General features: G+C 63.0%; 24 protein-coding genes. 9 read left to right on the top strand and 15 right to left on the bottom strand.

The features are described 5' to 3' along the window. Positions 1 to 262: 262 nt before the first annotated feature. The 8 genes from QK290_RS05805 to QK290_RS05840 form a co-directional block, all read right to left on the bottom strand. Positions 263 to 595, bottom strand: coding sequence for a GNAT family N-acetyltransferase (locus QK290_RS05805; RefSeq protein ID WP_282329733.1), 333 nt, complete (start codon positions 593 to 595; stop codon positions 263 to 265). Continuing rightward, positions 592 to 1,947 (bottom strand): acyltransferase, encoded by a 1,356-nt coding sequence (locus QK290_RS05810; protein WP_282329870.1) that lies wholly within the window; start codon positions 1,945 to 1,947, stop codon positions 592 to 594. Before QK290_RS05810 ends, QK290_RS05805 begins: the two co-directional genes overlap by 4 nt. Positions 1,948 to 2,037: 90 nt before the next feature. Continuing rightward, positions 2,038 to 2,772 carry a SprT family zinc-dependent metalloprotease gene (locus tag QK290_RS05815; RefSeq protein ID WP_282329734.1) on the bottom strand — a complete coding sequence of 245 codons (735 nt, stop codon included), beginning with the start codon at positions 2,770 to 2,772 and terminating at the stop codon, positions 2,038 to 2,040. A gap of 8 nt (positions 2,773 to 2,780) precedes the next feature. Further along, positions 2,781 to 5,915 carry an HsdR family type I site-specific deoxyribonuclease gene (locus QK290_RS05820; RefSeq protein WP_282329735.1) on the bottom strand — a complete coding sequence of 1,045 codons (3,135 nt, stop codon included), beginning with the start codon at positions 5,913 to 5,915 and terminating at the stop codon, positions 2,781 to 2,783. After that, the gene (locus tag QK290_RS05825; protein ID WP_282329736.1) at positions 5,908 to 7,104 is read right to left on the bottom strand and encodes a restriction endonuclease subunit S; all 1,197 of its coding nucleotides are present in this window, start codon (positions 7,102 to 7,104) and stop codon (positions 5,908 to 5,910) included. Before QK290_RS05825 ends, QK290_RS05820 begins: the two co-directional genes overlap by 8 nt. After that, a complete protein-coding gene (rhuM, locus tag QK290_RS05830) occupies positions 7,101 to 8,150 on the bottom strand; it encodes a RhuM family protein (protein WP_282329737.1) in 1,050 nt (349 codons plus the stop codon). The genes QK290_RS05825 and rhuM overlap by 4 nt, the downstream gene beginning before the upstream one ends. Continuing rightward, the gene (locus tag QK290_RS05835; protein WP_282329738.1) at positions 8,143 to 9,696 is read right to left on the bottom strand and encodes a type I restriction-modification system subunit M; all 1,554 of its coding nucleotides are present in this window, start codon (positions 9,694 to 9,696) and stop codon (positions 8,143 to 8,145) included. The genes rhuM and QK290_RS05835 overlap by 8 nt, the downstream gene beginning before the upstream one ends. Then, positions 9,693 to 10,283, bottom strand: a complete 591-nt coding sequence (locus QK290_RS05840; protein ID WP_282329739.1) for a hypothetical protein — start codon at positions 10,281 to 10,283, stop codon at positions 9,693 to 9,695. Before QK290_RS05840 ends, QK290_RS05835 begins: the two co-directional genes overlap by 4 nt. A gap of 88 nt (positions 10,284 to 10,371) precedes the next feature. On the opposite strand from QK290_RS05840, the gene QK290_RS05845 reads away from it, so the two are divergent. Together QK290_RS05845 and QK290_RS05850 are read left to right on the top strand one after the other, a co-directional pair. Continuing rightward, on the top strand, positions 10,372 to 10,914 hold the full coding sequence (locus QK290_RS05845) for a hypothetical protein (RefSeq protein ID WP_282329740.1): 543 nt from the start codon (positions 10,372 to 10,374) through the stop codon (positions 10,912 to 10,914). A gap of 228 nt (positions 10,915 to 11,142) precedes the next feature. Beyond that, a complete protein-coding gene (locus QK290_RS05850) occupies positions 11,143 to 11,673 on the top strand; it encodes a hypothetical protein (RefSeq protein ID WP_282329741.1) in 531 nt (176 codons plus the stop codon). Positions 11,674 to 12,341: 668 nt separating this feature from the next. On the opposite strand, the gene QK290_RS05855 is transcribed toward QK290_RS05850, so the two are convergent. After that, on the bottom strand, positions 12,342 to 13,961 hold the full coding sequence (locus tag QK290_RS05855; RefSeq protein WP_282329742.1) for a phytase: 1,620 nt from the start codon (positions 13,959 to 13,961) through the stop codon (positions 12,342 to 12,344). A 342-nt stretch (positions 13,962 to 14,303) separates the two neighbouring features. Here QK290_RS05855 and QK290_RS05860 point away from each other — a divergent pair, with 342 nt between their 5' ends. Genes QK290_RS05860 through QK290_RS05870 form a run of 3 tightly spaced genes read left to right on the top strand, consistent with a single transcriptional unit; the run spans position 14,304 to position 15,474 of the window. Next, entirely contained in the window at positions 14,304 to 14,843 is a 540-nt protein-coding gene (locus QK290_RS05860) for a hypothetical protein (RefSeq protein ID WP_282329743.1), read from the top strand. Then, on the top strand, positions 14,840 to 15,319 hold the full coding sequence (locus tag QK290_RS05865; protein WP_282329744.1) for a hypothetical protein: 480 nt from the start codon (positions 14,840 to 14,842) through the stop codon (positions 15,317 to 15,319). Before QK290_RS05860 ends, QK290_RS05865 begins: the two co-directional genes overlap by 4 nt. Beyond that, complete coding sequence (locus tag QK290_RS05870) at positions 15,319 to 15,474, top strand: hypothetical protein (protein ID WP_282329745.1); 156 nt, start codon at positions 15,319 to 15,321, stop codon at positions 15,472 to 15,474. The genes QK290_RS05865 and QK290_RS05870 overlap by 1 nt, the downstream gene beginning before the upstream one ends. A 71-nt stretch (positions 15,475 to 15,545) precedes the next feature. On the opposite strand, the gene QK290_RS05875 is transcribed toward QK290_RS05870, so the two are convergent. The 5 genes from QK290_RS05875 to QK290_RS05895 form a co-directional block, all read right to left on the bottom strand. Beyond that, positions 15,546 to 15,953: a DUF1304 domain-containing protein gene (locus QK290_RS05875; RefSeq protein ID WP_282329746.1), complete on the bottom strand. Its 408-nt coding sequence runs from the start codon at positions 15,951 to 15,953 to the stop codon at positions 15,546 to 15,548. 37 nt (positions 15,954 to 15,990) lie between these two features. Continuing rightward, the gene (locus tag QK290_RS05880; protein ID WP_282329747.1) at positions 15,991 to 16,842 is read right to left on the bottom strand and encodes a class II fructose-bisphosphate aldolase; all 852 of its coding nucleotides are present in this window, start codon (positions 16,840 to 16,842) and stop codon (positions 15,991 to 15,993) included. After that, positions 16,842 to 18,269 carry a GntP family transporter gene (locus QK290_RS05885; RefSeq protein ID WP_282329748.1) on the bottom strand — a complete coding sequence of 476 codons (1,428 nt, stop codon included), beginning with the start codon at positions 18,267 to 18,269 and terminating at the stop codon, positions 16,842 to 16,844. Before QK290_RS05885 ends, QK290_RS05880 begins: the two co-directional genes overlap by 1 nt. A gap of 101 nt (positions 18,270 to 18,370) precedes the next feature. After that, positions 18,371 to 19,270: an NAD(P)-dependent oxidoreductase gene (locus tag QK290_RS05890; protein ID WP_282329749.1), complete on the bottom strand. Its 900-nt coding sequence runs from the start codon at positions 19,268 to 19,270 to the stop codon at positions 18,371 to 18,373. A 48-nt stretch (positions 19,271 to 19,318) separates the two neighbouring features. Further along, positions 19,319 to 20,803 (bottom strand): four-carbon acid sugar kinase family protein, encoded by a 1,485-nt coding sequence (locus tag QK290_RS05895; protein ID WP_282329750.1) that lies wholly within the window; start codon positions 20,801 to 20,803, stop codon positions 19,319 to 19,321. 144 nt (positions 20,804 to 20,947) lie between these two features. On the opposite strand from QK290_RS05895, the gene QK290_RS05900 reads away from it, so the two are divergent. Together QK290_RS05900 and QK290_RS05905 are read left to right on the top strand one after the other, a co-directional pair. Then, on the top strand, positions 20,948 to 21,652 hold the full coding sequence (locus QK290_RS05900; RefSeq protein WP_282329751.1) for a FadR/GntR family transcriptional regulator: 705 nt from the start codon (positions 20,948 to 20,950) through the stop codon (positions 21,650 to 21,652). Between the two features lie 105 nt (positions 21,653 to 21,757). After that, positions 21,758 to 21,967 carry a dodecin gene (locus QK290_RS05905; protein WP_160676972.1) on the top strand — a complete coding sequence of 70 codons (210 nt, stop codon included), beginning with the start codon at positions 21,758 to 21,760 and terminating at the stop codon, positions 21,965 to 21,967. A 130-nt stretch (positions 21,968 to 22,097) separates the two neighbouring features. Here the strand turns inward: QK290_RS05905 and QK290_RS05910 are convergent, their stop codons facing one another. Further along, positions 22,098 to 22,826: a helix-turn-helix transcriptional regulator gene (locus tag QK290_RS05910; protein WP_282329752.1), complete on the bottom strand. Its 729-nt coding sequence runs from the start codon at positions 22,824 to 22,826 to the stop codon at positions 22,098 to 22,100. 191 nt (positions 22,827 to 23,017) lie between these two features. On the opposite strand from QK290_RS05910, the gene QK290_RS05915 reads away from it, so the two are divergent. Together QK290_RS05915 and QK290_RS05920 are read left to right on the top strand one after the other, a co-directional pair. After that, positions 23,018 to 23,839 carry an aldo/keto reductase gene (locus QK290_RS05915; protein WP_282329753.1) on the top strand — a complete coding sequence of 274 codons (822 nt, stop codon included), beginning with the start codon at positions 23,018 to 23,020 and terminating at the stop codon, positions 23,837 to 23,839. Between the two features lie 87 nt (positions 23,840 to 23,926). Beyond that, positions 23,927 to 24,898, top strand: a complete 972-nt coding sequence (locus QK290_RS05920) for an aldo/keto reductase (RefSeq protein ID WP_282329754.1) — start codon at positions 23,927 to 23,929, stop codon at positions 24,896 to 24,898. The last annotated feature ends 12 nt before the right edge of the window (positions 24,899 to 24,910 follow it).

Consider the following 24,910-nt stretch of genomic DNA (forward strand, 5'->3'; position numbering starts at 1 on the left):
CTTAGTTCGACGTTGGGGGTTGTCTTTAGCAAGGCAAGCCTTACTTAGGTGAACCTTTTCGTCAAACTTTTGTGACTTATTTATCTTAAGCCGCGGGAATACGGGCGTTCTTCAGGTCGCGACCGCGTCATTGACTGGCCCCGGTCGCGAATCGGGTGCAAACTACTCCGCGCGAACGGACACTTGAGGCCCTCCTGAGGGATTTTCCGGGGCTTAAGTGACCGTTCGCGCCAGCGGGTGGGGGCTTAAGTGACCGCTCGCGCTAGTTGTCCGGCCAGTCGATGTGCTGTTCGTAGCCCCCCTCATGGGCACGGAGGTAACTGGCAATGAACGGGCAATGCGGAATGATCCGCTTACCCGAAGCCACAACGTCGTCGAGCGCGAAGTGCGCCAGCACCTTGCCCAGCCCCTGCCCCTTGAAGTCCTCGGCTGTGTCGGTATGGAGGAAATCCACGTGTCCGGGCAGGTCCCGGAAGAAGGACTGGACGGCGATCTTCCCGCCCACCCGCAGCTCGTAGCGGTGATGCTCGTCATCCCTGGACAGCGAGACGTCCGGGCTGAACTTGTCCTCTGTGGAAATCATGTTCTCAGTCATGGTTCGACATTGGCACTACTTGGCCCGGCTGGCAATGGCTCGCCAGGCTGCCGTCCGTTGTGGGCGGCCCGTTCGGCACGGACATCGCCGGGGACGCGTACCGGCATCCTGCCCAGCAGCAGCATGGCCAGTACGAAGCACGCTGCGCCACCTCCGAGCAGGCCGAGCGTCAGGCCGTTGAGGGCAGCGTTCCCCACCGGGATGAAGACGACGACGGCGGCCGTCACCACCGCGACGGCGGGCCGGCCGCGGGTGTGGACAGACGCCGTCGGACGTTCCTCAAGGTGACCGAACGCGGCCAGCACCGGGAGCAGGAGGGCCACAACGCCAAGAAGGACGAGCGGACGGGCCCACCACCATTCAGCGGTGCCGGCCGCAGGCTTGGGGAAGTCGGTGAGGAGCAGGAGCCCGGACATGGCCACGAGCAGCGGCAGGTGCCAGAGGTAGACGGTCATGGAGCGGCGGCCGGCAACCATGACCACCGCCCGGACCCAGCGCACCCCGGAAACCCAGCCGAGCCCCGGCCGGAAAAGCTGGAGGGCGCCAGCCTGGGAAACACCCAGGAGCAGCAGGCAGAGGTTGGGCGGGTTGAGGTTGACCAGCATATTTCCGGAGTAGAGGCCCAGTCCAGTGACCAGCCCCAGCAGCAGGTTGGCTGCCAGGATGAGCCCCACCAGGCCGGAGCGGGTGAGGCTGGCGAGATGACCGTCGGCCACCAGGAAACCAAGCTGCTGCACCGCGCACCACAGGAAAACAAGATTCGCGTAGGCGAGCATGGGCAGGGCCCCGCGGAAGCAGTCGACGGCTATTACCAGGGCAGCCAGGACGGCAACAGTCAGCCAGGGCGCGCGGCTGTGGAACCGCGCCAGGAGCGGAATGTTCAGCTGGGCTGCCAGGTAGGCGGCAAGGAACCACAGAGGCATACCGGCCCCGGTGGCCATCAGCTGGACCACCTGGGCGTCCACACCGAACAGAAGCGCCGCCGAGAGGCCCAGGAACATCACCGCCAGGAGGGCCGCTGCCGGACGGACCAGCCGCAGGAGCCGTGCCTGGGCAAACTCGACGCCGGTGCCGCCGCGGGCTTTCAGCCGCTGCCAGGACCGGAGGCCGGTGGTGCCGCCGGTCACGAAGAACAGCGGCATGACCATAAAGATCCAGATGACGGGCACGAACCACGGCTGATCGCCGAGGGTGTTTTCGGAGGTCACGGTGCCGTCCGTTTGCAGGACGGGGCTGACCATCATGCAGTGGCCCACCACCACCAGGGCCAGACAGACGAATCGGACAAGGTCGATCACCAGGTCGCGCTGGACCTCCTGTTCACCCTGCGGGGCCGGCCCCGGCTCCTTCACACCACTCACGTGCAGTCCCTACATGCGCCGATGCTGCTGTTGACTAAATTGTCCGCCCGCGATGCGCTCCCGGCCAGAAATGCACAAGCGCTACGCCATTATTCGCTCGAGGCGCTGTTTCCGGCGCTCCCAATCAGGCATCACCAGGCTCTGAAGTTCATAGAACTGCCTGCCATGGTTGGGGACCAGCAGGTGACACAGTTCGTGCGTGACCACATAGTCAATGCAATCCATGGGTGCGCGGATGAGATCCGGATTCAATGTCAGGCTGCCGGCCGGAGACGTTGAGCCCCAACGGGTGGGCATGCGTTGAAGCCTGAAAGACGTTGGCTGCACGGCATTTTGGTCGGGGAAGCGCTGCTTGTTCAGCTCCAGGAGCTTGGGAAGCTGCACGTGCGCCCGCCGCCGGTACCACTCCGTTACGTGCTTCTCGATTACCGCGGTGTCGTGGAAATCAACGCCTCGCACTTCCAGAAATCCTCGGACCATTTTCACGCCAGGAGTGCTCGATACGTTGGACGCACCTTCACCTGGTTGAGTTGGCACCACTCGTATGCGGTACTGCCGGCCAAGGTACAGGTGGGTCTCGCCGGGAACGTATGTCCGTGGTGGTGTGTGTGGCCGGAACTCGGCGAAGGTCGCCTGTTGCGCAAGGATCCACCGGGCTCGCTTGCGGACTCGAACAGCGATGTCCTCCACAGGCGAATCTATGGGCGCGACAACACGGGCCACCCCGTCCGGTTCCACCGTGATCTCAAGTGTGGCGCGGTCCCGGCGCTCCAGAAAGTATTCAACGACCCGGGTTCCGTACTGAATCTGCTCCATCTCCAGCATCACTTCTTGAAGCGTGCCTTTGCGACCTGCATGACTGCCCTTGTGAGGCTGTCAACAACGGGCTGTCGCATCTGGATGCCGCGGCGTTCACCAAAGTCATAGAAGAAGTCGTCGAGTGCGGTGGCCAAAGCATTCTGCTCATTTGGCTTGGTCCAGAAATTGACCACCTGCCTTTCCCGAATCATGTCGGCAACGGTCTTCGCCGTCTCCGCTCTTTCGTCGTCGCGTACGGCAAGAAATTCTGCGAGCTTCGAGTCCAGGAGACTCTTGCCGAGCGCACCGTACATCGCGGCAGCGTCGTCGTCGTGCGCCACCGCGGCGGGAAGAGCCGCACCGCGGTCACCACCGGCGAGCTGCTGCGCGATTTCCTTCGCCTGGAGCAGGTAGCGTTCACCGTCCCGACGACGGCGATACTCGTCAATTGCTTGCTGCAGCAGTTCCGAGAACCGCGCGTAGAAGGCCGGGTCCTCGGCCATCCGTTCCGTGATGGTCTTTCGCGTGGCGCTGACGATCCGGTCTGCCTTTGATCCGGGCGTTGTGCCTTCCTCGTCCACAACGGCCTGCAGAGCGGCGGGATCGTTGATGTTGAGTTGTTCGATGATCGTATCGGCCGGCAGAGCGGTCACGTGGTCATCGAGCAGGCGGCGGATGCGTGGTTCGTAGTCGCGGAGGTCAACGGTCTCCTGGTATCGGTTTTGAACTGCGCCCCGGAGTTCGGCAAACTGGGCGTAGTCGTTCCGGTACCGGTCCACGTCGGGCTGGGTCATAACGTCGAGCAGTTTGTCGCTGGACAGTGCCAAATGAAGGGTACGGCCAAACGTCTTGAGTCGTTCATAGAATTCGTGCCGCAGCGATTCATCAAACAGGTGTTGCTCCAATGCTTCCATATCGTCTTTGCGGGCGACGGCGTTGAACAGGTCCCACACGTGGCTCCACCGGCCCGGGAGCAGGCGGATCTGCTCGCGGATGTCCACCACGGCCCCCGCAATCTCCTCGGAATCAAAGTCACCCAGTGCACTGTAGGACGTCAGAGCTTCATCGAGCTCGCCGAGGAGTCCTTCGTAGTCCACTACATAGCCGAACTGTTTCTCACTCTTCTCGTCGGAGAACAGTCGGTTGACACGGGCCACGGCCTGCAGCAGGGTATGTTCACGCAGAGGTTTGCACAGGTAGAGGACGGTGTTGCGGGGGGCATCGAAACCGGTGAGTAGTTTGGAAACTACGATGATGATCTCCGGACCGCCGGAGCCCTTGAACTGTTTGATGAGCTGCTCGTTGTAGTTGGCCTCGGTGCCATACCGGTCCATCTGCGTTTTCCAGAAGCGCTGCACGATTTCACGGGAGTCTGCGTCTACTTCTTCCCGGTCTTCCGCATCATCGGGTGGGGAGATGATCACCTCGCTGGTGACGTGGCCGATCTCGTCGAGTTCCTGCTTGAACCGGATGGCCGCGGCCTTATTGGGCGCCACCAGTTGAGCCTTGAACCCAGAATCCTGCCAGTTCTGGCGGAAATGCTCGGAAACGTCGAAAGCCTTGGCACGGATCGCCTGGGCCGTCTTTCCGAGAACGCCGGCGCGGCTGAACTTCCGCTTGAGATCGCGCTTTTGCTCATCCGTCAGCCCGGCACTGATCTTCTCGAACCAGGCGTCAATCACACCGGCAGTGATCTGCTGTTCCACCAGACGGCCCTCATACAGGATGGGCACCACCGAGCCGTCGCGCACAGCTTCATCGATGGTGTAGCTGTGGATGATCCCGCCAAAAGTTTCTGCTGTATTCCTCTCCCGTTTCAGCAGCGGCGTTCCAGTGAACCCGAGGTAGCAGGCATTGGGCAGTACTCGGCGCATGGCCACATGGAATTGGCCGTAGCCCCCATAACGGCCGGTCTGGCTGCGGTGGCTCTCGTCCACCAGAACAAAAATGTCGCCGGACTCGTCCCGGCCCGCGCGGCTGGCCGCGCCGTCGAACTTGTTGATGAGCGTGGTGATTAGCGGCGCGCCGTCGCGTATGAGTTCGCCAAGATGTTTGCCGCTCTTGGCTCGGACGGGCTCCAGCTCGCACGCGATGAAGGTGTCGCGGATCTGTTTGTCCAGATCGTCGCGGTCCGTGACGATGATGAGTCGCGGGTTGGTGACGCGGGGGTCCAGGACCAGGGCTTTGCCGAGCATCACCATGGTGAGCGATTTCCCCGAGCCTTGGGTGTGCCAAATGACCCCACCGTTGCGGCGTTCTTTATGGCCAGGTGTCAGTACGCGTTCCACAGTCCTACGGACAGCGAAGTACTGCTGGTGCCTGGCGATTTTGCGGACCCCGGCATCGAACACGGTGAAGCGGAGGACAAGATCCAGCAGCCGTTCGGGGCGGCACAGCGCGTAGAGGAGGCGGTCCTGCTCACTGACGGCGCGCCCGGCTATGAGTGGCTGGATGTCTGCGTCGGTATCCTCGGTGTCGTGCCAGCTCGCCCAGAACTTCCGGGGCGTTCCAACGGTTGCATATAGGGCCTCCTGCCGGTTGGCCGAGATGAGCAGTTGAGCGTAGTGGAACAGCTGCGGGATGCCGTCGCTGTTTTGGTACCCGATCAGCTGGCTGCCGGCCTTGTCGAGGTCCTCCGTGGGGCGCTTGTTTTCCATAACGATGAACGGAATGCCGTTCACATAGCCGACGACGTCGAGACGCTGGGTTGCGCTGCTGCCGGTGCGTTCCACACGCATTTCGGTGGTGACGTGGAAGACGTTGCTGGCAGGGTTTTGCCAGTCTATGTAGCGCAGTGAGTAGCTTTTGCTGTCGCCGTCCACAGTCTTGGTGACGGTGGTGCCGAGGCTGAGGCGGTCGTAGACTTCCAGGCTGGCCGCCTGCGGACCCTTGACCTGTTCCAGCCCTGGCGCGAGCCGCCGCACGGCCTCCTCTGCGTCCGCCATGTCAAAGGGGTACTGGCGCTTCTTGTGCGCGAACTGGTTGATCTTGAGGATTTGCGCGGCGAGGATCCCGGTGAACAGCACATTGCTCCGCCTGCCGCCGCGTTCTTTCAAGGCTTCGGCCGGTGTGAGCTGCGTGAACCCGAGCGCTTCCAGCAGTTGCACGGCGGGGCCCTGCGACTGGCTCAGCTCCGAGGCGTCGAATGTCTCGTCAATCATCATTTTGTCCCCCTGGCTCGAACTCGGCAGCCACGTTCACACGCACCTGCCCGGTGAGTAGTTTCTGCATCAGGCCGCGCTTCTGTGTGCGGAGGAGTTCGGCTTTGCGCTGCAGCAGTTGAATCTCTTTCTCAAGTCCGTCGAGAGCACGCGAGACATTGTCCTGCTTAGCTATGGGAGGTGCGGCGATGGAAATGGCGGCGAGGTCGTCGTAATACGTCCGGGTTCGTACGCTGCCGGAGGCCCCCGCGTTCACGTGGTGCAGCCACCAGCGAGTCCTCAAAACATGATCGAGGTACTCCGGGCGGAGTTCTCGCTCCTCGCACTGGAAAAGCACATAATCCGGGCTTACAAGAACGTGAGATTCCAATCGTGACATCGCGATCGACCCCACATTGATACGCATTGGATTATAGGCAAACCCCCTCGGTGGCAGGACCTGATAACGCGAAATGTCGGCTGCGATCGTTTGTTCCCTCATAGGCACAAGTCCTAAGCGATTGGAAACTCCCATCACGGATTCGCGGCCCATCGCGGCGGCCGAATTCCGCGTTTTGATTGGCCTTGTTAGTTCTGACAATTTCCGCCGAGCCCCGTCTGAGGGCACAAGCACCCGCTCAACAAGCTCCGCGCGGCGGACGTCCGCCAGTCGTCGCAGTTCCATCGTCTTGTCAATTGCGTTATCCCATGCGCCGAGGATTTCGGCGATTTTCCGCTGCTCCGCGAGTGGCGGAAGCGGAACAGGAAACGACTCGACATCCTGGCGGGTAATGTTCGGGTCCTTGCGGCTGCTCGCCGCAAATTGCCTCCATCCGTCTACCGCGTGATTAAGGAAGTGAAGCAGATATTCGGGATGTGCCTTCGTGGGGTCCACTTGAATGGCCGAAATAGCCTGGTTCACCGCAGCCGGGCGTTCAAGAAGGCCTGTTCGTCCAATCTGTCGGAGCCCCCCATACATGGCGACAAGCACCGTTCCAGAGGGATAGAGCCGGCAATTCGATTCAGCTACGGCAGCTGGAGTGATTTTTTCGTCCGTGAAGCGGATGACCGAGTTGGTGAGGTCGCCAGTCTTGACCCATTCGTGCCCTGAACTGCTGAAATAGCGCGCTGCCTTGGCGCGGGCAGGAGTAGTCCCGGATCCAACTGTTGCAAAGTCGCCGATCCTGAAATGCTGGGGCGAACTAATCACGAGTTGTCTCCTTCGTCAGGAAAGTTCCTTGACGCAAGCCGCTCAATCTCCGCAAAGTCAGCTTCGTCCGCAGCCACAGCCTCCACAGTTTTCCGCTTCGCGTCGAACGCCCCGTACCGGTCCTCGGCGAGCTTCTTCGCGACTTCCGCGCGCACGCTGCCGGCGTTCGTCAGCAGCTCATGCCCGTTGAACTGCAGGAAGGCGTCGAGTTTTTCCTTCCAGTCCGCCATGGTCACCACGAGGCGACGCTTCGCTTGATTCTCGGCGAAGTCCAGGTACATGGTGACGACGCTGTTCAAGCCTGCCAGCTCCTCTTTCGTGAGGTAGTTCTTCCCGGTGGAAACGTCGCCCTTGCGGACGATTCCGCCAGCCCAGCTTGTCAGTCCCATGTTCGGCGCGCTGGGATCACTCCGGTCCTTGATGAGCTCGGCCGCAGTCTTGCCGGTGACAGCCCACAGCATCTTGTTCTGCACGACCTTGAAGAAGAGCTGGGCCTCATTCGAGTTTTTGTCGTAGTCCACGGCTGTGGCGTAGAGGTCCAGCACCTTCTGATAAAAGCGCTTCTCGCTGGCCCGGATGTCCCGGATGCGTTCGAGCCACTCGTCAAAGTAGTCCCACTGCTTGGCATCCTTGAGCTTGGCATCGTCCATGGCGAAACCCTTGACGAGATACTCGCTCAGCACAGTGGTGGCCCAGCGGCGGAACTGCACGCCGCGCGCCGAACGCACCCGGTAGCCAACGGCCAGGATTACGTCGAGGTTGTAATGCTCCACGTCGCGCGCTACCGCACGATTGCCCTCGTTTTGAACTATCCGGAATTTCCGGATAGTTGCGCTGGGGTCCACCTCGCCCTCGGTGATGACGTTCTGGATGTGCTCGTTGATGGTGCGCACGTCCTTCCCGAGCAGTTCGGCGATGCCTCGCTGCGGCAACCAGGCCGAGCCATCCACAGCCCGCAGCTGCACATGAGCCAGGCCGTCCTCGCTCGTGTACAGCACCAGTTCACCGGATCCGCCACCGGACTCAATATTGGGGTTTTCAGTCATCGAGGCCCAGCTCCTTCAGGTAGCCGGCCATGCGCGCACGGACTACCACCAGTTCGGCTTCAATCTGATCGATTTCGCGCTGCACAGCGGCGACGTCTATCTCAGCCTCGGCCTCGAAAGTATCGATGTAACGTGGGATGTTCAGGTTGAAATCGTTCTCGCCGATCTCCTGGAGGGGCACCAGCCGCGAGTACCGCTCAGCCTCTGTCCGGCTGCGATACGTCTCAACGATCCGCTCGATATGGTCCTCGTCCAGCAGGCTCTGGGCTTTGGCCGGCGTAAAGTCCCGACTGGCATCAATGAACAGAACGTTCTCGCGGCCCTCGTTTGCGCCACCCTTTTCACGCGAACGGTCAAAGATCAGAATGGCTACGGGAATTCCGGTCGTGGTGAATAGATTGGCCGGCAAACCCACCACCGTGTCCAGCAGGTTTTCTTCGATCAGCGACTTCCTGATGCGCCCTTCGGCGCCAGCACGGAACAAGACGCCGTGCGGAACGATCACGGCAACCCTGCCCGTCCGCCGTCGTGCTGATTCGATCATGTGCGAGATAAAGGCGTAATCACCTTTGCTCTTCGGCGGGACCCCGCGCCAGAACCGGCCCCACCGGTCAGACTCCGCAACCTCGGCACCCCACTTGTCCAGTGAGAATGGCGGGTTGGCCACCACCACGTCAAACTGTTTGAGCTGATCGCCTTCCAGCAGCTTTGGGTCATTCAGAGTGTCGCCCCACTCAATGTGAGCGCTGTCGTTGGCATGCATGAACATGTTCATACGTGCCAGCGCCCAAGTGGAGCCGTTGACCTCCTGGCCAAAAAGCTCGTAGTTGTTGCTTCCCACCTCGGCCGCAGTCTGGATGAGCAGCGAACCGGATCCGCAGGCAGGATCGTAAATGCTCGTCCCCTCTCGAGGAGCGGCGAGGCGGGCCAACAGCTCTGAAACGGAGCGCGGCGTGTAGAACTCCCCCGCCTTCTTGCCGGCATCCGAGGCGAACCGCGAAATCAGGTAGATGTAGGTCTCGCCGATGATGTCATCACTCACCCGCGAAGGACGGAGATCCAGCTCCGGCTTGGCGAAATCCTCCAGCAGGTTCTTCAGACGCCGGTTGCGGTCCTTGGGCTGCCCCAGGTTCGCCTCGGAGTTGAAGTCAATATTCCTGAAGACTCCGGCCAGTTTTGCCCGGTTGTCCTCCTCGATGGCTTCCAGCGCAACGTTGATCAGCTCGCCGATGTTGTCAGCGTTCCGGTTGGCGTAGAGGTGGTTGAACGTGGAGGTTTCGTGCAGCGGAAACCTCTCACGCTTGAGCAGTGACTCGACACGCTCCGGATTGCCGTCGAACTGCTTCTGGTACTTCTCCGCGTGCTCAGTCCAAACGTCCGAAATGTACTTCACGAACAACATCACCAGGATGTAGTCCTTGTACTGCGTGGCATCCACCACGCCCCGGAACGTGTCACAGGCAGCCCAGGCAGCGTTGTTGATCTGGTCCTGCGTGACCTGATCCTTCTTGCCGTTCGGGAGCCGGGGGCTTTCTTGCGCGGTCATGCGGGGCCTGCTTTCGGGTGGGTCTGCCCGGAAAGGGCAGCGGCGGTCAATTGGGTTTTACGAAGTGTGTGCTGGCAATCCGCCAGGCGATGCATGAGCTGAGCTTCATGGGAGGCGAGGCGTGCGGCATCGGCAATCAGCCGCTGCTCCGCGAGTGACGGCAGCACAAGCGGGACTGTTTCGAGCGTCGCCTTGGCCACCATCTGAATGGTCTGCCCCTGCGCTGCGCGCCGCAGATGTGTCTGCGCATCCGGCTGGTTCAGCCACCACGCAAGGAAATCCGAATCGTAATTGTCAGCGCTTGGCCGGATGATGAACAGCGGGAGGACGGCCACAACCGGCTCAGGGAGATTGCCAGGGACGCGCCACGCAATAGTGGTTTGGCCGCGGGAACGGAACAGAATATCTCCGGGGGCAACGAAGTAGCGGGGGTTAGCATGGTCAACCCGCGCCAGAAGGCTCGGCTGAACGCTGCCATCCTCGGAAATGTCAGCCATCTGAATGGCCAGAACACCCTTGGGCTGAAGGCTCAACCTTTCGCGAACGGTCATGCCGGAACTGACTGTGGCCACGTCGGACAGCCGCACGCGACTCCTTCCGGTATTCTTCCTACTGAAAGTATAGGTCGGGGTACTCAGTAACTCAACTACTTTTAGCCCGGTTAAGGTTCGTTATGTGAATTCGTTCATCCCGCCCGGCGCGCACGTCTTCGTCGACGAGTCCAAAACGAAGGCGTACTACGTGGCCGCGTCCGTGATTGCGCCAGCGGACGTCGTGGCCGCCAGGCAGGCGATCCCCGCCCTCTGCCGACCGGGTCAGCGCAGAGTCCATTTCAAGGGCGAAAGCGACAGCTCCAGGAACGCGTTCCTCAAAGGCGCAGCCCGGGCCGGGCTCACTACTCGGCTTTATGTCGCTCGAAACCTGCCGGACAAGATCGCCAGGCCGTTGTGTTTGGAACGTCTGATTGACGATTTGCTGGCCGCAGGGGCATCAAGGCTCGTGCTGGAAAGCGACGAATCGCTGGAACAAGCAGACCGGCGGATCATCGGACAGCCCCTCAGGTCTCGAGGCGAGAACTTGAAGTATCTGCATTGCAAGCCTCATGAGGAGCCACTTCTTTGGGTCAGTGACGCCGTGGCTTGGTGCCATCAAAGGGGCGGGGACTGGATCAGTAGGGCCGCTCCGCTCGTTCAGAACATCGTCAACTGCGACCGTTAAATGCCGCAGGTCCGGCTCGTCATACCATCCGGAAGACTGCCAGACCCACTTCTCGAGGCTATTGCCCTTTGCAACACCGATAATACCCCAAAGGAGGGCGTGCCTAAACGGGCCGACGAGACTCACCTATAGTGCTCGCGAAACGGGGTGCATGCCTCATTTGAGAAACGCTCGCGAAATCCCGGGCCGCTTCGGGCACGGCGGTGACGATGAGGGATGGACCTGTCGATGGCAAAGCGTAGGGAAATCACGAAGAAGTACGCAACCGATTATGCGAAGTCGTCCAAGAGCGTCAAGGGGTTGATTCTGGACGAGCTCGTGGGTGTGACGGGGTGGTCCAGGGCCAACGCCCGCCGGGCCCTGTCCACGGCCCGTAAGCGGAAAGGGCCCGCGAAATCGGTCGTCCGGAAACCGCGTGGGCGGACCCTACGCCCTTGTGCGGGTCCGGCTGAACCCCTTCACCGCCAGCACGAAAGCAACCGGCTGGCGCTCCAACAAACACGGGAAGAAGACCCGCATCTACGACAAACCGCAGACCCGTACCAACCCGTCATCGATTCCGGAATCCTCACAGAAGCCAAAGCCACTGAAGTCGCGGCACTGATGGAGATCACCAACCCGGCCGACCTCACCCGAGGCATCACCACCATCCAGACCAAGCTGATCGCCCTCGCAGCAGCCAAAACCCGGGCACTGGAGCACTCACCCACGCGAGCACAAATAGCTGAGGCAAGCACAACACTTTCGCGAGCATCTTGACGGTGATGAGTCGTTACGCGGGCATGGTGAGGTGCTTCCCTGTACTCATTTTTTCGCAGACGGTATCCGTCTTTCGGGGCCGGAGTACTCGCTCTTGGTTGAGGACCCTAGGCCGGATTCTCTGGCGGTCCGGCTCCCGGCACCGTCCACGTCCACGTCCACGTCGAGGGTGGAGACCAGAATCCGTCGCTCCACCAGCTTGATAAGGGCAGACCCGTTTAACCCCGGCCAGCCTCATGTAGCCAGCAGACTGGGCAGGCGGGATGAAGAGAGCAGTGGGCGCAGGTGCTTGGCGGGCACTCTGCGGCACTTCACACGCGTGCGCTCCCAGGAGTTAGGGAAGAAAGTGTCCGCTGAGGGTTCCTTAACGGGACTGCAAACGGTCCATTCCAAGCTGCGAATTGACCATCATGCTCAGCTAACCATCACAGCGATGCTGCGCACTGAATGTCCCACGAACTTCGAGCAGCTACTCCGGGCCGGCGGAGGCGTCTCAATTCCTGGGTTCTGTGGGATAGTCGGCCGGCGGGCACGCCCTGCCATGTGAATTGTCATTTTCGGGGTCCCGCACGCAGCGTCCAAACTGTCAGTGCTGGTGGGAGGATTCGGGCATGAACGAATGCGGGACCGTACCGCTCAGAGCCATTTCAGTGTCGGCGACGGCGGCGTTATCGGGGGACGGCGCCCAAGGGTACGTATTTCAGGTTGGATGAAGTGCCACCGGTGTTGTTCTCGTCGTGGACCACGAGGAGGCCCTGCTCGAACTGCGGCCCGGCATTCAGAGGGGTGACGTCCACACCGTCGGTGCCCGTCACTGCGTCAATGGTTCCGTTGGCGCCGACGCTGAACTTCTTGAGGAAAGCGTTGCCGCCGGCACGGTCATAGATCGCTATTGTGGAATCGCCTTGGCTGGAGACGAAGAGGCGCCCCGTACCGTTCGGGCCGTACTCGATGCTCATCCCTTCGATGTCGGCCGCCAGGCGGCCCCCACCAGCCGTGTCGACAGCCACACGGCTGCCACCGGCCCCAGGGTCGGCCCCGTACTTCCATAGAGCCACGTCCTCCTGACCAACATACAGATTGCCCAGTTCGTCATCGGCGACACAGCCCTCGGTGATGCTGTTGATCGGCAACGTCCTGACAAGGGTGGCGTCGACCTTGCCGGCCCCGTTATCGAACAGTTCGAATTGTTGGATGCTACCTGACACGTACGGTGTGACGAACGCAAAAAACTTACCCCTTACGCTGCTGTGGTAGAGGCAGAAGCCGTAGTTGGGTGCAAAAGTTGCGATGCTAAGGGCTTCGATGGGTGACAGGGTTCTGGTCGCGGTATTCAGTGAATACAGAGCCAGAGTATTGTTCGTCCGGTTATTCGCCCCGACCAGCACTATCGATTGCCCCGCCAAGGGGAAGCCAGTCCTCACGTCGACGTTGCCGATCATTCCGTCGGCACGGAACTGGATTAGCTGGCCGTCCATTCCGAATACCCCAATACCGCCGCCTGATGTCGCCTTCTTATCGGCGATCACCACGCTATTGGCCGGGTTTGCTTGGTCAACCCAAATGGCAGAGTCATCTGAAGTGTCCCCCGACCCTGAAAAGCCAACGGTCTCAACCACTGGTAGCACAACAGGGACGGCGGGCGGCGCCGTTGGCGTGGGAGTTGCTGTCGGGGTAGGCGTAGGAGTTGCTGTCGGGGTAAGCGTAGGAGTTGGCGTCGTCGCTGTTTCGTAAGTAACGAGCAACTGCGGTCGTTTCCCGGTCTCGCGGGAGGCCAGGCTGCCCTGCACACCAGCGGTCGTGTTGAGCCCGAAACTAGCGCTGCCGGAACTGGTCACTGAACTCGTCGGCAAGGGTGCACTGGCATATTGGTCCGAGCGCAGCACTCCCGTCCGGGCAAGTTCAGCAGATTGCCAGGCAGGCTGGTTGGCGGAAGTCACGGTCGTCTCGTCCCAGGCGTTGCTGGCAGGGTGCACAATTAGGCTCCCGTTCACAGACGTTCTGGAATAGATCCTAAGGCTCGCGCTGGTGATGCTGCTGCCAGCCGGGAGCGACACATCGAACCGCATGAGCACATGATATGTGTTCTGCGATACGGCCAACGACGTCGCCCCGCCGAAGTTACTGTTGGGCGAGACCGTGGAAACATAGGTGTCCGCCACCGCATTGAGAGTGACGGTCGTGGGGGCAGCGACGGCTGTCTTGGACACGCCGCTGAGCAAAGCAAAAGCGCCTATCGTCGCCAAAGCGAGCAACGACGCCAGGAAAATTCGGAGATGACTGAGCATGGCGCATTCCTGAGGGGGCCCACGGATGTCGTAGACCACGTAAAGGGTGAACCGGCCGGCCCAGCTTAGCCGCATCGAAGGCATCATCCAGAACACGTTGAGCGATCAGTGCCGCAACGCATAAAGGGACGCCAGTAAAATTCAGAAATAAAAAAACAAAAAGGCACTTCGGACCTTAATCCCCATCATGCGAGCGGGAAGTGCCACTGTCAAGGCTACGCGTTGACTCATCAAAGATGCCCGCGTAGCTGCTATCGAAGAATCATTTGGTAATGCCCGCGTAGCGGCGCGTCTGCTGGGGTGGTATCCGCTGGCCCGGCACTGTGAGCCATGGAGCTTTCGATGAGCGAACGCAAGGCCGTCACGAAGACCACTGCCCTCCGATATGCCCGGTCGGACCGTGCGGCCAAGAAGACCATCCTGGACGAGCTGTGTGCCCTGACGCTTTGGCACCGTGACCATGCGCGGAAGGCCCTGCGGCAGGCCCTGGTGCTCAAACAGGTCAAGCCCCGGCCGCCCAGGCCCCCGGTCTACGGCGAAGACGTGATCGAGGCGCTGCGGTTCTGCTGGGCCGTCCAGGGCACCCCGTGCGGGCGCCTGCTGGCTGCAGCGCTGCCGGATTTGGTTCCGCGGCTGCGCCGGTTGAAGGAGCTGAGTATCGAGGACGGGACGGCGGCGTTGTTGCTGAAGATCGCCCCTGCCACCATCGACCGCCGGCTCAAGGCAGACCGGGGGAAACTCGACCCAAGGGGCCGTTCCCACACCAAGCCGGAGACCTTGTTGAAGGACTCCATTCCGATGCGGACCTGGGCCAGGGCGAGTTCTGTTTTACCCTGGATACCACCGATATTGCCACCGGCTGGACCGAGACTGTCTCGGTGAAGCAAGGTCCAGAAGTGGGTGTTCGCCGCCATCAAGGAGGCCACCGCCGCCTTCCCGTTCACCATCCTCGGGATCGACTCGGATTATGCCGATGCCTTATCTCGGACAACGGTGGAGAGTTCATCAACTACGCCCTGATCAAATGGGTCGACGAGAAGGACATCTACTTCACCCGATCCCGTCCCTACAAGTCCAACGACAACGCCCACGTCGAGCAGAAAAACGGCGACGTCGTCCGCCGGCACGCCTTCCACTACCGCTACGACACCGCCGCCGAGCTGAAGCTCCTCAACGCCCTCTACGCCCTTGTGCGGGTCCGGCTGAACCTCTTCACCGCCAGCACGAAAGCAACCGGCTGGCGCTCCAACAAACACGGGAAGAAGACCCGCATCTACGACAAACCGCAGACCCGTACCAACCCGTCATCGATTCCGGAATCCTCACAGAAGCCAAAGCCACTGAAGTCGCGGCACTGATGGAGATCACCAACCCGGCCGACCTCACCCGAGGCATCACCACCATCCAGACCAAGCTGATCGCCCTCGCAGCAGCCAAAACCCGGGCACTGGAGCACTCACCCACGCGAGCACAAATAGCTGAGGCAAGCACAACACTTTCGCGAGCATCTTGACGGTGATGAGTCGTTACGCGGGCATGCCGTGAGTGGCCACTCGACTCCTTGAGTTGCCGGGCGGCGCCGACTTACCCGAGCATCACGGCCAGCAACCCAAGCACGACGGCGAGCACCGGCGTCGTGCCTTGCAGCACCGCGGCGCGGAGGTACTTTTTCCCACTGAGTGCCAGCACTGCGGCGGCCAGCAGCATCGAGCCGCAGCAGCTGAACATCAGCGTCCAGCCGGCCACCTTCTGCGCCGAGGCGTCCGGGCCAAACGCCACGCAGCCCACTCCGATGAACGCGCCGATGGCCAGGAACAGGTTATAGAAGCCCTGGTTGTAGGCGAGTGGCTTGGTGGTCTCGGCGTCGGCCTGGGAGGCGAGGCCGAAACGTTTCCAGGTGGCCGGGGTGGTCCACGTGAGGGACTCCATGGTGAAGATGTACACGTGCAGCGCGGCCGCGATGAACGCAAAAAGAAGGGAGGCCAGGATCATGTGCTGATCCTAGCCTCCCAAAAAACTCAAAAGGGCGTCACCGGGTGAGCATGCCCAGCGCCGACGTGGCGAACTCCCTGGCCGTGGTGTTCCAGTGCCCCAGCAGGCCCTGGAGATTCTCGCCGTCGGCACGGTGCGCGGGCAGCTGTGCCTGGAGTGTGGACAGCACCCCGGTGCGGAGCTCGGTGTTGAAGTTCACTTTGCCCACGTTCATCGCGGCGGCCTTGACCAGCTCACCCGCCGGGATGCCGGACGCTCCGTGGAGCACCAGGGGAATGTGCGTCCGCACGGCAATGTCCTGCAGGACGTCCCAGCGAAGCTGGGGCTCGCCCTTGTACTTGCCGTGGACGTTGCCCACCGCAACAGCCAGCAGTTCAGCGCCGGTCCGGGCCACAAAATCCTCCACCTGGGCGGAATCCGTCAGGCCGGCCACTGCCACACCGGCTTCATCCGCGCCGAAGGCCCGGTCCTCGTCGCCGGCCAGGCCGCCGAGTTCGGCTTCAAGCACGACGTCGGCACCCAGCACAGCGCGTGCCTGACGGACCAGCGCAATGTTCTCCTCATACGGCAAGGAGGAACCGTCCGCGAGGACAGAATCCGCCCCCGCGGCGACGGCGTCGGCCATCACCTTGAGGTCCGTCGCGTGATCAAGCTGGACCGCTACCGGAACGAACGCGGTGTCTGCCAGGCCACGGAACGCGGCGATCAGCCGCAGTCCGTTCGCCGTGGCAGCCGTCTTGGGGGCCACCAGCAGGATGATCCCGTGGCCAGCGTCGTCGGCCGCACCCACAACGGCGAGCGCCGTGGTGAAGTCGTAGCAGGTGAAGGCGGGAACGGCCGAGCCCTGCTGGAGGGCTTGCATGACCAGCTGGTCGAGTCGGGTGCGCATCAGACGCTCAGGCCGCCGGCCAGGATCCATACCAGGAACGTCAGGGCGAAGCCTGCCAGGCCAAGGATGGTGGTGAGCACGGTCCAGGTCCGCAGTCCGTCTGCGACGGACAGGCCCAGGAAACGCGTGACGATCCAGAAGCCTGAATCGTTGACGTGGCTGAGGCCGAAGGCGCCGAAGCCGATCGCTACCAGGATGAGCGCGGTCTGCACCGGCGAGTAGCCGCCGTCGGCAACTGAAGCGCTCAGCAGGCCGGCGGTGGTGATGATGGCAACCGTGGCCGAGCCCTGCGACGCCCGAAGGATTGCCGCCAGGACGAAGGCCATCAGGATGACCGGGAGGCCGACTGTGTGCAGGCCCTCGGCCAGCGCCTTGCCGATTCCGGAGACGGTCAGGACCTTGCCAAAGACACCGCCGGCGCCGGTTACGAGGATCACGATGGCCGTGGGGGCCAGGGCGGAGTCCATGACTTCACCGGTCTGCTGTGAACTCCAGCCGCGGCGGATGCCCAGGAAGTAGTAGGCGAGTCCCAAGGTGGTCAGCAGGGCGATGAGTGGCGCACCGACGAAGCCGGCAACGTCTGCAGCAGGGGTGCCCTTGGGCAGGATAACGGCGCCGAGGGTGCCCACCATGATCATCAGGATCGGCAGGACGATGAGGGAGATGATCATGGCCGGGCTCGGAGCGGTCTTGACCGGCGCGACGCGGGTCTTGACGGCGACGTCGGACCCGCCTTCGTTTGCGTCCTGTTCGACCTCGGATTTCCCCGTACCAAAGAGCCGGAACTGCGCTGCGGTGGAGGGAAGCATGGTGAAGTCGCGGCGGTTCAGCCGGCGGGCAACGAAGTAACCGAGGACGCCGACGGGGATGCAGAGGGACAGACCGATGATGGTGGTCCATCCGATGTCCGCGCCGAGGATTCCGGCGCCGCCCACCACGCCCGGGTGCGGCGGGACCACAACGTGGATGGCGAGCATGATCGCGCCGACCGGCAGGCCGATCTTGACCGGGTTAACGCCGGCAGCCTTGGCGAAGCCATAGATGATCGGGATCAGGATGATGAATCCGACATCGAAGAACACGGGGATGGCCAGCAGGAAGGCGGCCGAGGTGAGCGCGGCGATGACACGGCGCGGCCCCAGCAGTTGGGTGAACTTGCCGGCCAGGGCCTGGGCCCCGCCCGAGATTTCGATCATCTTGCCGAGCATGGCGCCGAGCCCGACGAGGATGGCCACGTTGCCGAGTGTGCCGCCCATGCCTTCTGTGACGGTCTTGACGACGTCGGCCAGCGGGATTCCGGCGGTGAGTGCCACTCCCACGCTGACCACCAGCAGGGCCAGGAATGCGGGGATCTTGAACTTGATGACTGCCACGAGCAGCAGGGCGACGCCTGCTGCTGCAATGGCCAGGAGAGCGAGAGCGCTCATGGTGTGTCTCCTTCGACGGTGCTAGTTCGGCCTAGCGGGCTGGGTGGATCGACGACGGCGGAAAGGGGGGATCCGCCGTCGTCGGGTTATTGGGGTGGCGCTTAGGAGGTGCGTTTGGCCGGGGCGACGACCTTGATGACGGCGGAGTCATCGGCGGCGGCCAGGCCCTGGGCCTGGCCCAGGAGGTACAGCTGCTCCGCCGCGGCGGCAACGGGGGCTGCCAAGCCGGCGGCGCGGGTGGCCTTGCCTACGATGCCCATGTCCTTGACGAAGATGTCCAGGCGGGACAGGACCTCGGCGCCGTTTTCCGTGTAGGCCTCGAGAATGCGCGGGCCTCGGTTGGAGAGCATAAACGAACCTGCCGCGCCGGCTTCGAGCGCGGCGAGGGTCTTGGCCTGGTCCAGGCCGAGCGCGTCGGCGAGGGCCAGGGCCTCCGCGGCCGCGGCGATGTGGACGCCGCAGAGGAGCTGGTTGACGGTCTTGAGCGCCTGGCCGTCGCCGGGTTTGTCGCCCACAACGGTCAGCGTGGAAGCCAGTAGTTCGAGGGCCGGGCGGGCCTTGTCCATGGCTTCCGGGGAGGCGCCGACGACGATCAGCAGGTCGCCTTCGCCGGCGCGCTTGGGGCCCCCGGACAGCGGCGCGTCCACGAGCTCAACACCGTATTCGGCCAGGCGCGCCACGGTGGCGGGGATGGCTTCGGTGCCCACGGTGCTGCCGAGGATAACGACGGCGCCCGGCTCCAGCACGGAGGCCACGCCGTTCTCCCCGAAGAGGACCTCGTTGAGCTGCTCGCCGTTGCGGACCGCCAGGAGCAGGGCGTCGGCGCCCTTGGAGGCTTCCCGGGCGGAGGCGAAGGTGCGGATGCCGGCTTCTTCGGCGAGCTTCAGGCGCGGCTCGGCGATGTCGAAGCCGTGGACGGTGAGTTCGCTGGCCAGGCGGGTAGCCATGGGCAGGCCCATGGCGCCGAGGCCCAGGACGGTGATGGTGTAGTTGCTGGTCATGGTGTTCTCCTTTGAATTCTTGCGGGTTTCGACAAGCTCAACCACCGGTCAGAAGGTGTTGCTGAGCTTGCGGGTGACGTCGGCGAGGGACTGGTCATCGCCAACGTTGCCGGCGAACACGATGTACGGGATGCCCGTGGCGGGGCCGTCCACCGGCTCCCAGAGCGAGACGATGCCCGGCAGCATGGGCCCGCGGACTATGGCGTGGCGGATTTCCAGGCCGTGGGCGGCGACGTCGGAGGACGTGATCCCGCCCTTGGCGATGACGAACCGCGGCGGGAACGTCTTGAGCGTCCGGTTCACCACGGCGACGACGGCGGCGGACACCGTGCGCGCGATCCGCAGGCTTTCGGCGGGGTTGTCGGTCTTGATCAGCAGCCGGCTCGTGTGGACGATCACATCTCCCCCGTGGAGAGCCTCCACGACGGTGCCGACGGTCTGGTCCAGATGGGCGTCCCCGGCGTCGCTGAGCAGCTTCTCGACGTCGATCTCCACAATCCGGGCCGCGCTGTGCTGTTCAGTGAGGGCCTTGAGCTGACGGGTGGTGACGCCCACGTGGGATCCGACCACGATCAGGCCGCCTGCCTCGGACGGGGTGTTGCCGGCAAAGGCTTCAGCGCCGGTGAGCTCGGTGCGGATTTCCTGGCCGATCCGGGCCCGGACAAACGGCGGTCCCACGCGGTAGAGGAGCTTCTTGCCGCGCCGTTCGGCTTCTTCCAGGCCCAGTGACAGGGCGCGGAGGTCGTTCTCCGTGACAATGTCCGCGATGATCGGCGTGGAGTCGGTGGCGGGATGGATTGCGTCGGCGATGGCCTTGGCGGTGATCTGCGGATCGGCCGAGGCGCGGATGATGTTCAGGTCAAGGACGATCACGGATTCCGCGGCGAAGCGGCCCTGCGACTTCTCTTCCACGTACCGGGTCATGTCCGAGTTGGTGAAGCCGAAGCTTGCATCCTTGGCGAATTCGGTCTCGGCCACGGGGGTGAGCGTGCCGGCGTCGTCCCCGGTGCCACGCATGTAGTGCACGCCGCCGATGGTCACGCGGCCGGCGTCGGGGAATGCCGGCACCAGCACCACGCCGTCGGTGGCTTCTCCGCTGACGTCAGCAACGGTGGCGGCGATAACGTCGGGCTCCAGCGGGTAGTGTCCGCGGAGAGTGGAGTCGCTGCGGCTCACGAACCCGAGCCGGAGGCCCGAACCGGTGCTGGCATCTGCGGGCCCCGCGGCGGCCAGCGCGTTGCGGACCACTTCCTCGTTGCGGGCTGCAGCTTCTGCGGGGTCCAGGCTGCGGGTGTTGGTCAGCACGTACACGGCAGGCTTCGCCTGTCCGAAGGCCCAGGTGAAGTCCTTCACCTCCCAGCGGGTGAGCACGGGCAGATCCGCAACGGACTGCGTTCCGGTGGGGTCGTCGTCGAGCACTATGAGCATCCGGGGGGTCTCCGCGCTGGACGCGGCGACGGCGTCGGCAACAAGGCGGGCGGGAATCCGGACTTCGGCCGGGAAGGCGGCCAGGATGTCTGCTTCAAGCGTCACAGTGCACTCCATTGTGTGGGAAATCAAAAAATTGAGGTAGCTGTAAGATGTCTGACATCTAACATTTCAAATAGTGTGGCACAGGACATAGAAACGCGCAAGTAGACTTGTCAGACATATCTGGCGACGCCGCAAGGGGGACATATGGCACGGAAATCATTGGTGGGCGTTGTTGCAGACGAGCTCCTGGACCGGATCATTGCCGGGGAATTTCCCGCCGGATCCAGCGTGCCCGGAGAGCTTGAGCTCAGCGCCAAACACGAGGTAAGCCGGATGACCGTGCGCGAGGCCATGAAAACCCTCGAGGCGCAGCGGATCCTCAGCGTGGAACGCGGCCGCGGCACGTTCGTAAACCCGCTAAACCGCTGGGCTTCGCTGGAAGCTGTGCTGCGCGCCGCGTCAGAGGGCCAGAACGAAGCCGCCGCCTCCGTGCAGCTGATTGAACTGCGCCGGATGCTGGAAACCGGGGCGTGTGAGCTCGCGGCCGCCCGGATCAGCGACACCGACGTCCAGGCGCTGTTCGTCCATGTAGCGGCGATGCGGGCCGCCCATGAGGTCAATGACGTGGCCGCCTTCGTGGAGGCTGACCTGGCATTCCATGACCTGATCCTGCGCGCCTCGGAGAACGTTTTTGTGGCGGTCCTTTTCGCGCCGCTGCACCGGGTGCTCGAAAAGCGCCGGGCCGAGACATCGGCCGTGCCCGCCATCCAGGAGCATGCAATCGGGCACCACCAGAACATCGCCGAGGCACTGGAGTCGCGCGATCCGAGCCGGTCGCGGGAAGCCATGGACCTGCACATGCAACAGACCCTGGATGACCTCAAGAACCTGGTCCTCGAGGCGCCCTGACCAGCATCCGCTCCGAAGTATTGGGTCTGGCCACACCTGAGAAGTGCCACTAGTGTTCAAGAACGGCCCGCAACCGGGAATCGAAGGCGATCACGAGGAGCGAAGTTGTCCAACCACACGTACAGCATTACTGAAATTGTCGGTACTTCCGAAGAAGGCGTGGACGCGGCAGTCCGCAACGGGATCGCCGAGGCCTCCAAGACCTTGCGCAACCTTGACTGGTTCGAAGTGAAGGAAATCCGCGGCCATCTCAAAGATGGCCAGGTTGCCGACTGGCAGGTGCGGGTCAAGCTCGGTTTCCGCCACGAAGGCTGACCTGCCTGGGTTTTCGGAGTGATGGCCGCGTCCTTTGGGCGCGGTCATCACTCTTTGGCTTCTGTTGGACGAGGCAACACCTGCGGTGCGCCTGGCTAGAATCAGCGTTGCCAGCAGACGTACAGACCGATCAGCTTTCGGCGGTGGCCGGAGGGAGTACTTCCAAGTCCAGCGTCGTGCCCGGAGGGGCGACTGCGGAGCCGGTCCCGGCATTGAGGCCAAGACTCAGTAACGCCAAGGCGTCCGACGGCGGCGAGCCCGGTTTTGCGGAATACACCCTCAGGGTCTGGTCCGGATCGTCCTGAAGGACCAGGTGTTCAAAGTTCAGTTCCAGGTCGCCGACGGCGGGATGATGGAGCCGTATGCTGCCGGCGGATCGCGTGGCCACGCGGCGCCCTGCCCACCATTGCCGGAATTGCTCGCTGAGGACGGCGAGTTCGCCGACCAGCTGGTTGGCCTCCGGGTCGTTGGGGTGCCGGCCGACATCCACGCGGAGGGCTCCGGCCTCGTCCGCGGCCACTGTTTTCCAGGCGCGGAAGAGTTCCCGGGCACCGGGATCGAGAACCAGCCATCGGGTCAGGTTGACCTCGTGCGCCGGCAGGTCCCGAAAATCCGTGAACAACAGGTAGGCCATGTGCGCGTGTTGGCCCGCATCCAGCCGGAGGGCTCGGGACACGGAGTCGAGCACAGAGCGCGACGGGTGGATGTTCCTCCCCTGCTCCAGGCGGATGTAGTAGTCCGTGCTGACACCTGCGAGCCGGGCCACCTCCTCACGCCGGAGGCCAGGAACGCGGCGCGCGCCGGAGGTGGCTTCCGCCCCCGCGTCTTCCGAGCTCGGCGCTCTGACCCATGCCCCCATTCTGCATCGTCCCGGCAGGCACTTCCTACGGCGAAGGTAGGACTGCCAGTCCTAGGAAAAACAGGGATACGGTCAGGGCCTGGCTATCGGCGAGAAAGTACATAGGCTCGTACCGGAGCAATTCCCGAAAGCGGTTTCCGGCCGGACGTCCCGTGCCAGGAACCACCCTTCCGCATTATGAGGAGTCCCCCATGTCAGAAATCACGCTGAACAACGGCATCACCATTCCCCAGCTCGGTTTCGGCGTATTCCAGGTCCCGCCGGAAGACACCCAGCGGATCGTCGAAGATGCTCTCGCCGCCGGCTACCGCCACATCGACACCGCCGCCGGCTACCGCAACGAAGCAGGTGTGGGAGCTGCCATCGCAGCCTCAGACATTCCGCGCGAGGAAATCTTTGTGACCACCAAGCTCCGCAACGGCGACCAGGGCCGGGCCCGGGACGCATTCCAGGACACCCGCGATGCACTGGGTCTCGACTTCGTGGACCTCTACCTCATCCACTGGCCGGTTCCGTCGCAGGGCCTCTACGTCCAGGCATGGAAGGAACTGGAGGCCCTGCATAACGCCAAGGAGATCCGCGCCATCGGCGTCTCGAACTTCCTCTCGGACCACCTGGACACCCTGCTCGAATCTTCGGACGTGGTACCGGCTGTGAACCAGATCGAGGTGCACCCTAGCTTCCAGCAGGCCGAACTTGCCGCCAAGAGCCGTGCCCTCGGGATTGCGGTGGAGGCCTACAGTCCGCTGGGCCAGGGCGGCGACCTCAACGGGAACGCCGTCACCGCTGTCGCCCAGGCTCACGACGCCACCACGGCGCAGGTGGTCCTGGCCTGGCACCTGGCCGCCGGCACCATCGTCATCCCCAAGTCTGTTAACCCGTCCCGTATCCGTGAAAACCTCGCCGCCGCGTCCCTCACACTGTCCGACGACGAACTCGCCTCCATCACCGCCCTGGAGCGGGGCGCGCGCATCGGTGCCGATCCCGCCGTCGCCGCTTTCACGCAGCTGTAGCAACCGGTGACCGAGCCTGCCGGCAGCGATTCAGGCAGGCCCGGTCACCGCATTCCGATAGGTCCATCAACCAACGAAGGATTCCCCATGCAGTACACGCACCTGGGCCGCTCCGGCCTGAAAGTCTCCCGCCTGTGCCTGGGCACCATGAACTTCGGCCCGCATACCGACGAAGCGGACGCACACAACATCATGGATTCCGCCCTGGACGCCGGCATCAACTTCTTCGACACGGCCAACGTCTATGGCGGCAGCGGGCACCGGGGCTGGACCGAGGACATCATTGGCCGCTGGTTCGCCAAGGGCGGCGAGCGGCGCGAACGGACCGTCCTGGCCACCAAGCTGTACGGCACCATGACTGACCGCCCCAACGAGTCCAAGCTGTCTGCGCTGAACATCCGCCGCGCCTTGGACGCCAGCCTGAAGCGCCTCCAGACGGACTACATCGATGTGTACCAGTTCTATCACATTGACCGGGACACGCCCTGGGACGAGATCTGGCAGGCCACCGAAGTGGCCGTCCAGCAGGGCAAGATCCTCTACTCAGGCAGCAGCAACTTCGCCGGGTGGCACATCGCCCAGGCACAGGAAGCTGCCCGTCGCCGGAACTATACCGGGCTGGTCAGCGAGCAGTCGATCTACAACCTGTTCCGCCGCGAGGTGGAGCTGGAGGTCATCCCTGCCGCCCAGCAGTACGGCCTGGGCCTGATCCCCTGGTCCCCTCTGCAGGGCGGGCTGCTGGGCGGCGTCCTGAAGAAGGAACGCGGAGGCGTCCGGCGCATCGAAGGACGCGCTGCAGAAACGCTCGAGAAACACCGGGACCAGATCCAGCACTTCGAGGATCTAGCGGACGGACTCGGACATGAACCCGGTGACATCGCGCTCGCCTGGCTCCTTCACCAGCCTGCTGTCACTGCACCGATCGTGGGGCCGCGCACGCAGGAACAGCTCGACGCCGGCATCCGGGCGTTGGACGTCACCCTTGACGCCGACGCGCTCAAGCGGCTCGACGACATCTTCCCGGGCCACCGCCCGGCACCGGAGGACTACGCATGGTGAATCCATTGGATT

It is taken from the genome of Pseudarthrobacter sp. AL07 (genome assembly GCF_029960665.1).
GTDB lineage: Bacteria > Actinomycetota > Actinomycetes > Actinomycetales > Micrococcaceae > Arthrobacter.

Coding starts and splice junctions, on each gene's coding strand:
- QK290_RS05805 (WP_282329733.1), bottom strand. CDS start 595: ATGACTGAGAACATGATTTCCACAGAGGACAAGTTCAGCCCGGACGTC.
- QK290_RS05815 (WP_282329734.1), bottom strand. CDS start 2,772: ATGGAGCAGATTCAGTACGGAACCCGGGTCGTTGAATACTTTCTGGAG.
- QK290_RS05820 (WP_282329735.1), bottom strand. CDS start 5,915: ATGATTGACGAGACATTCGACGCCTCGGAGCTGAGCCAGTCGCAGGGC.
- rhuM (WP_282329737.1), bottom strand. CDS start 8,150: ATGACTGAAAACCCCAATATTGAGTCCGGTGGCGGATCCGGTGAACTG.
- QK290_RS05835 (WP_282329738.1), bottom strand. CDS start 9,696: ATGACCGCGCAAGAAAGCCCCCGGCTCCCGAACGGCAAGAAGGATCAG.
- QK290_RS05850 (WP_282329741.1), top strand. CDS start 11,143: ATGGCAAAGCGTAGGGAAATCACGAAGAAGTACGCAACCGATTATGCG.
- QK290_RS05855 (WP_282329742.1), bottom strand. CDS start 13,961: ATGCTCAGTCATCTCCGAATTTTCCTGGCGTCGTTGCTCGCTTTGGCG.
- QK290_RS05860 (WP_282329743.1), top strand. CDS start 14,304: ATGAGCGAACGCAAGGCCGTCACGAAGACCACTGCCCTCCGATATGCC.
- QK290_RS05870 (WP_282329745.1), top strand. CDS start 15,319: ATGGAGATCACCAACCCGGCCGACCTCACCCGAGGCATCACCACCATC.
- QK290_RS05875 (WP_282329746.1), bottom strand. CDS start 15,953: ATGATCCTGGCCTCCCTTCTTTTTGCGTTCATCGCGGCCGCGCTGCAC.
- QK290_RS05880 (WP_282329747.1), bottom strand. CDS start 16,842: ATGCGCACCCGACTCGACCAGCTGGTCATGCAAGCCCTCCAGCAGGGC.
- QK290_RS05885 (WP_282329748.1), bottom strand. CDS start 18,269: ATGAGCGCTCTCGCTCTCCTGGCCATTGCAGCAGCAGGCGTCGCCCTG.
- QK290_RS05890 (WP_282329749.1), bottom strand. CDS start 19,270: ATGACCAGCAACTACACCATCACCGTCCTGGGCCTCGGCGCCATGGGC.
- QK290_RS05900 (WP_282329751.1), top strand. CDS start 20,948: ATGGCACGGAAATCATTGGTGGGCGTTGTTGCAGACGAGCTCCTGGAC.
- QK290_RS05910 (WP_282329752.1), bottom strand. CDS start 22,826: ATGGGGGCATGGGTCAGAGCGCCGAGCTCGGAAGACGCGGGGGCGGAA.
- QK290_RS05915 (WP_282329753.1), top strand. CDS start 23,018: ATGTCAGAAATCACGCTGAACAACGGCATCACCATTCCCCAGCTCGGT.
- QK290_RS05920 (WP_282329754.1), top strand. CDS start 23,927: ATGCAGTACACGCACCTGGGCCGCTCCGGCCTGAAAGTCTCCCGCCTG.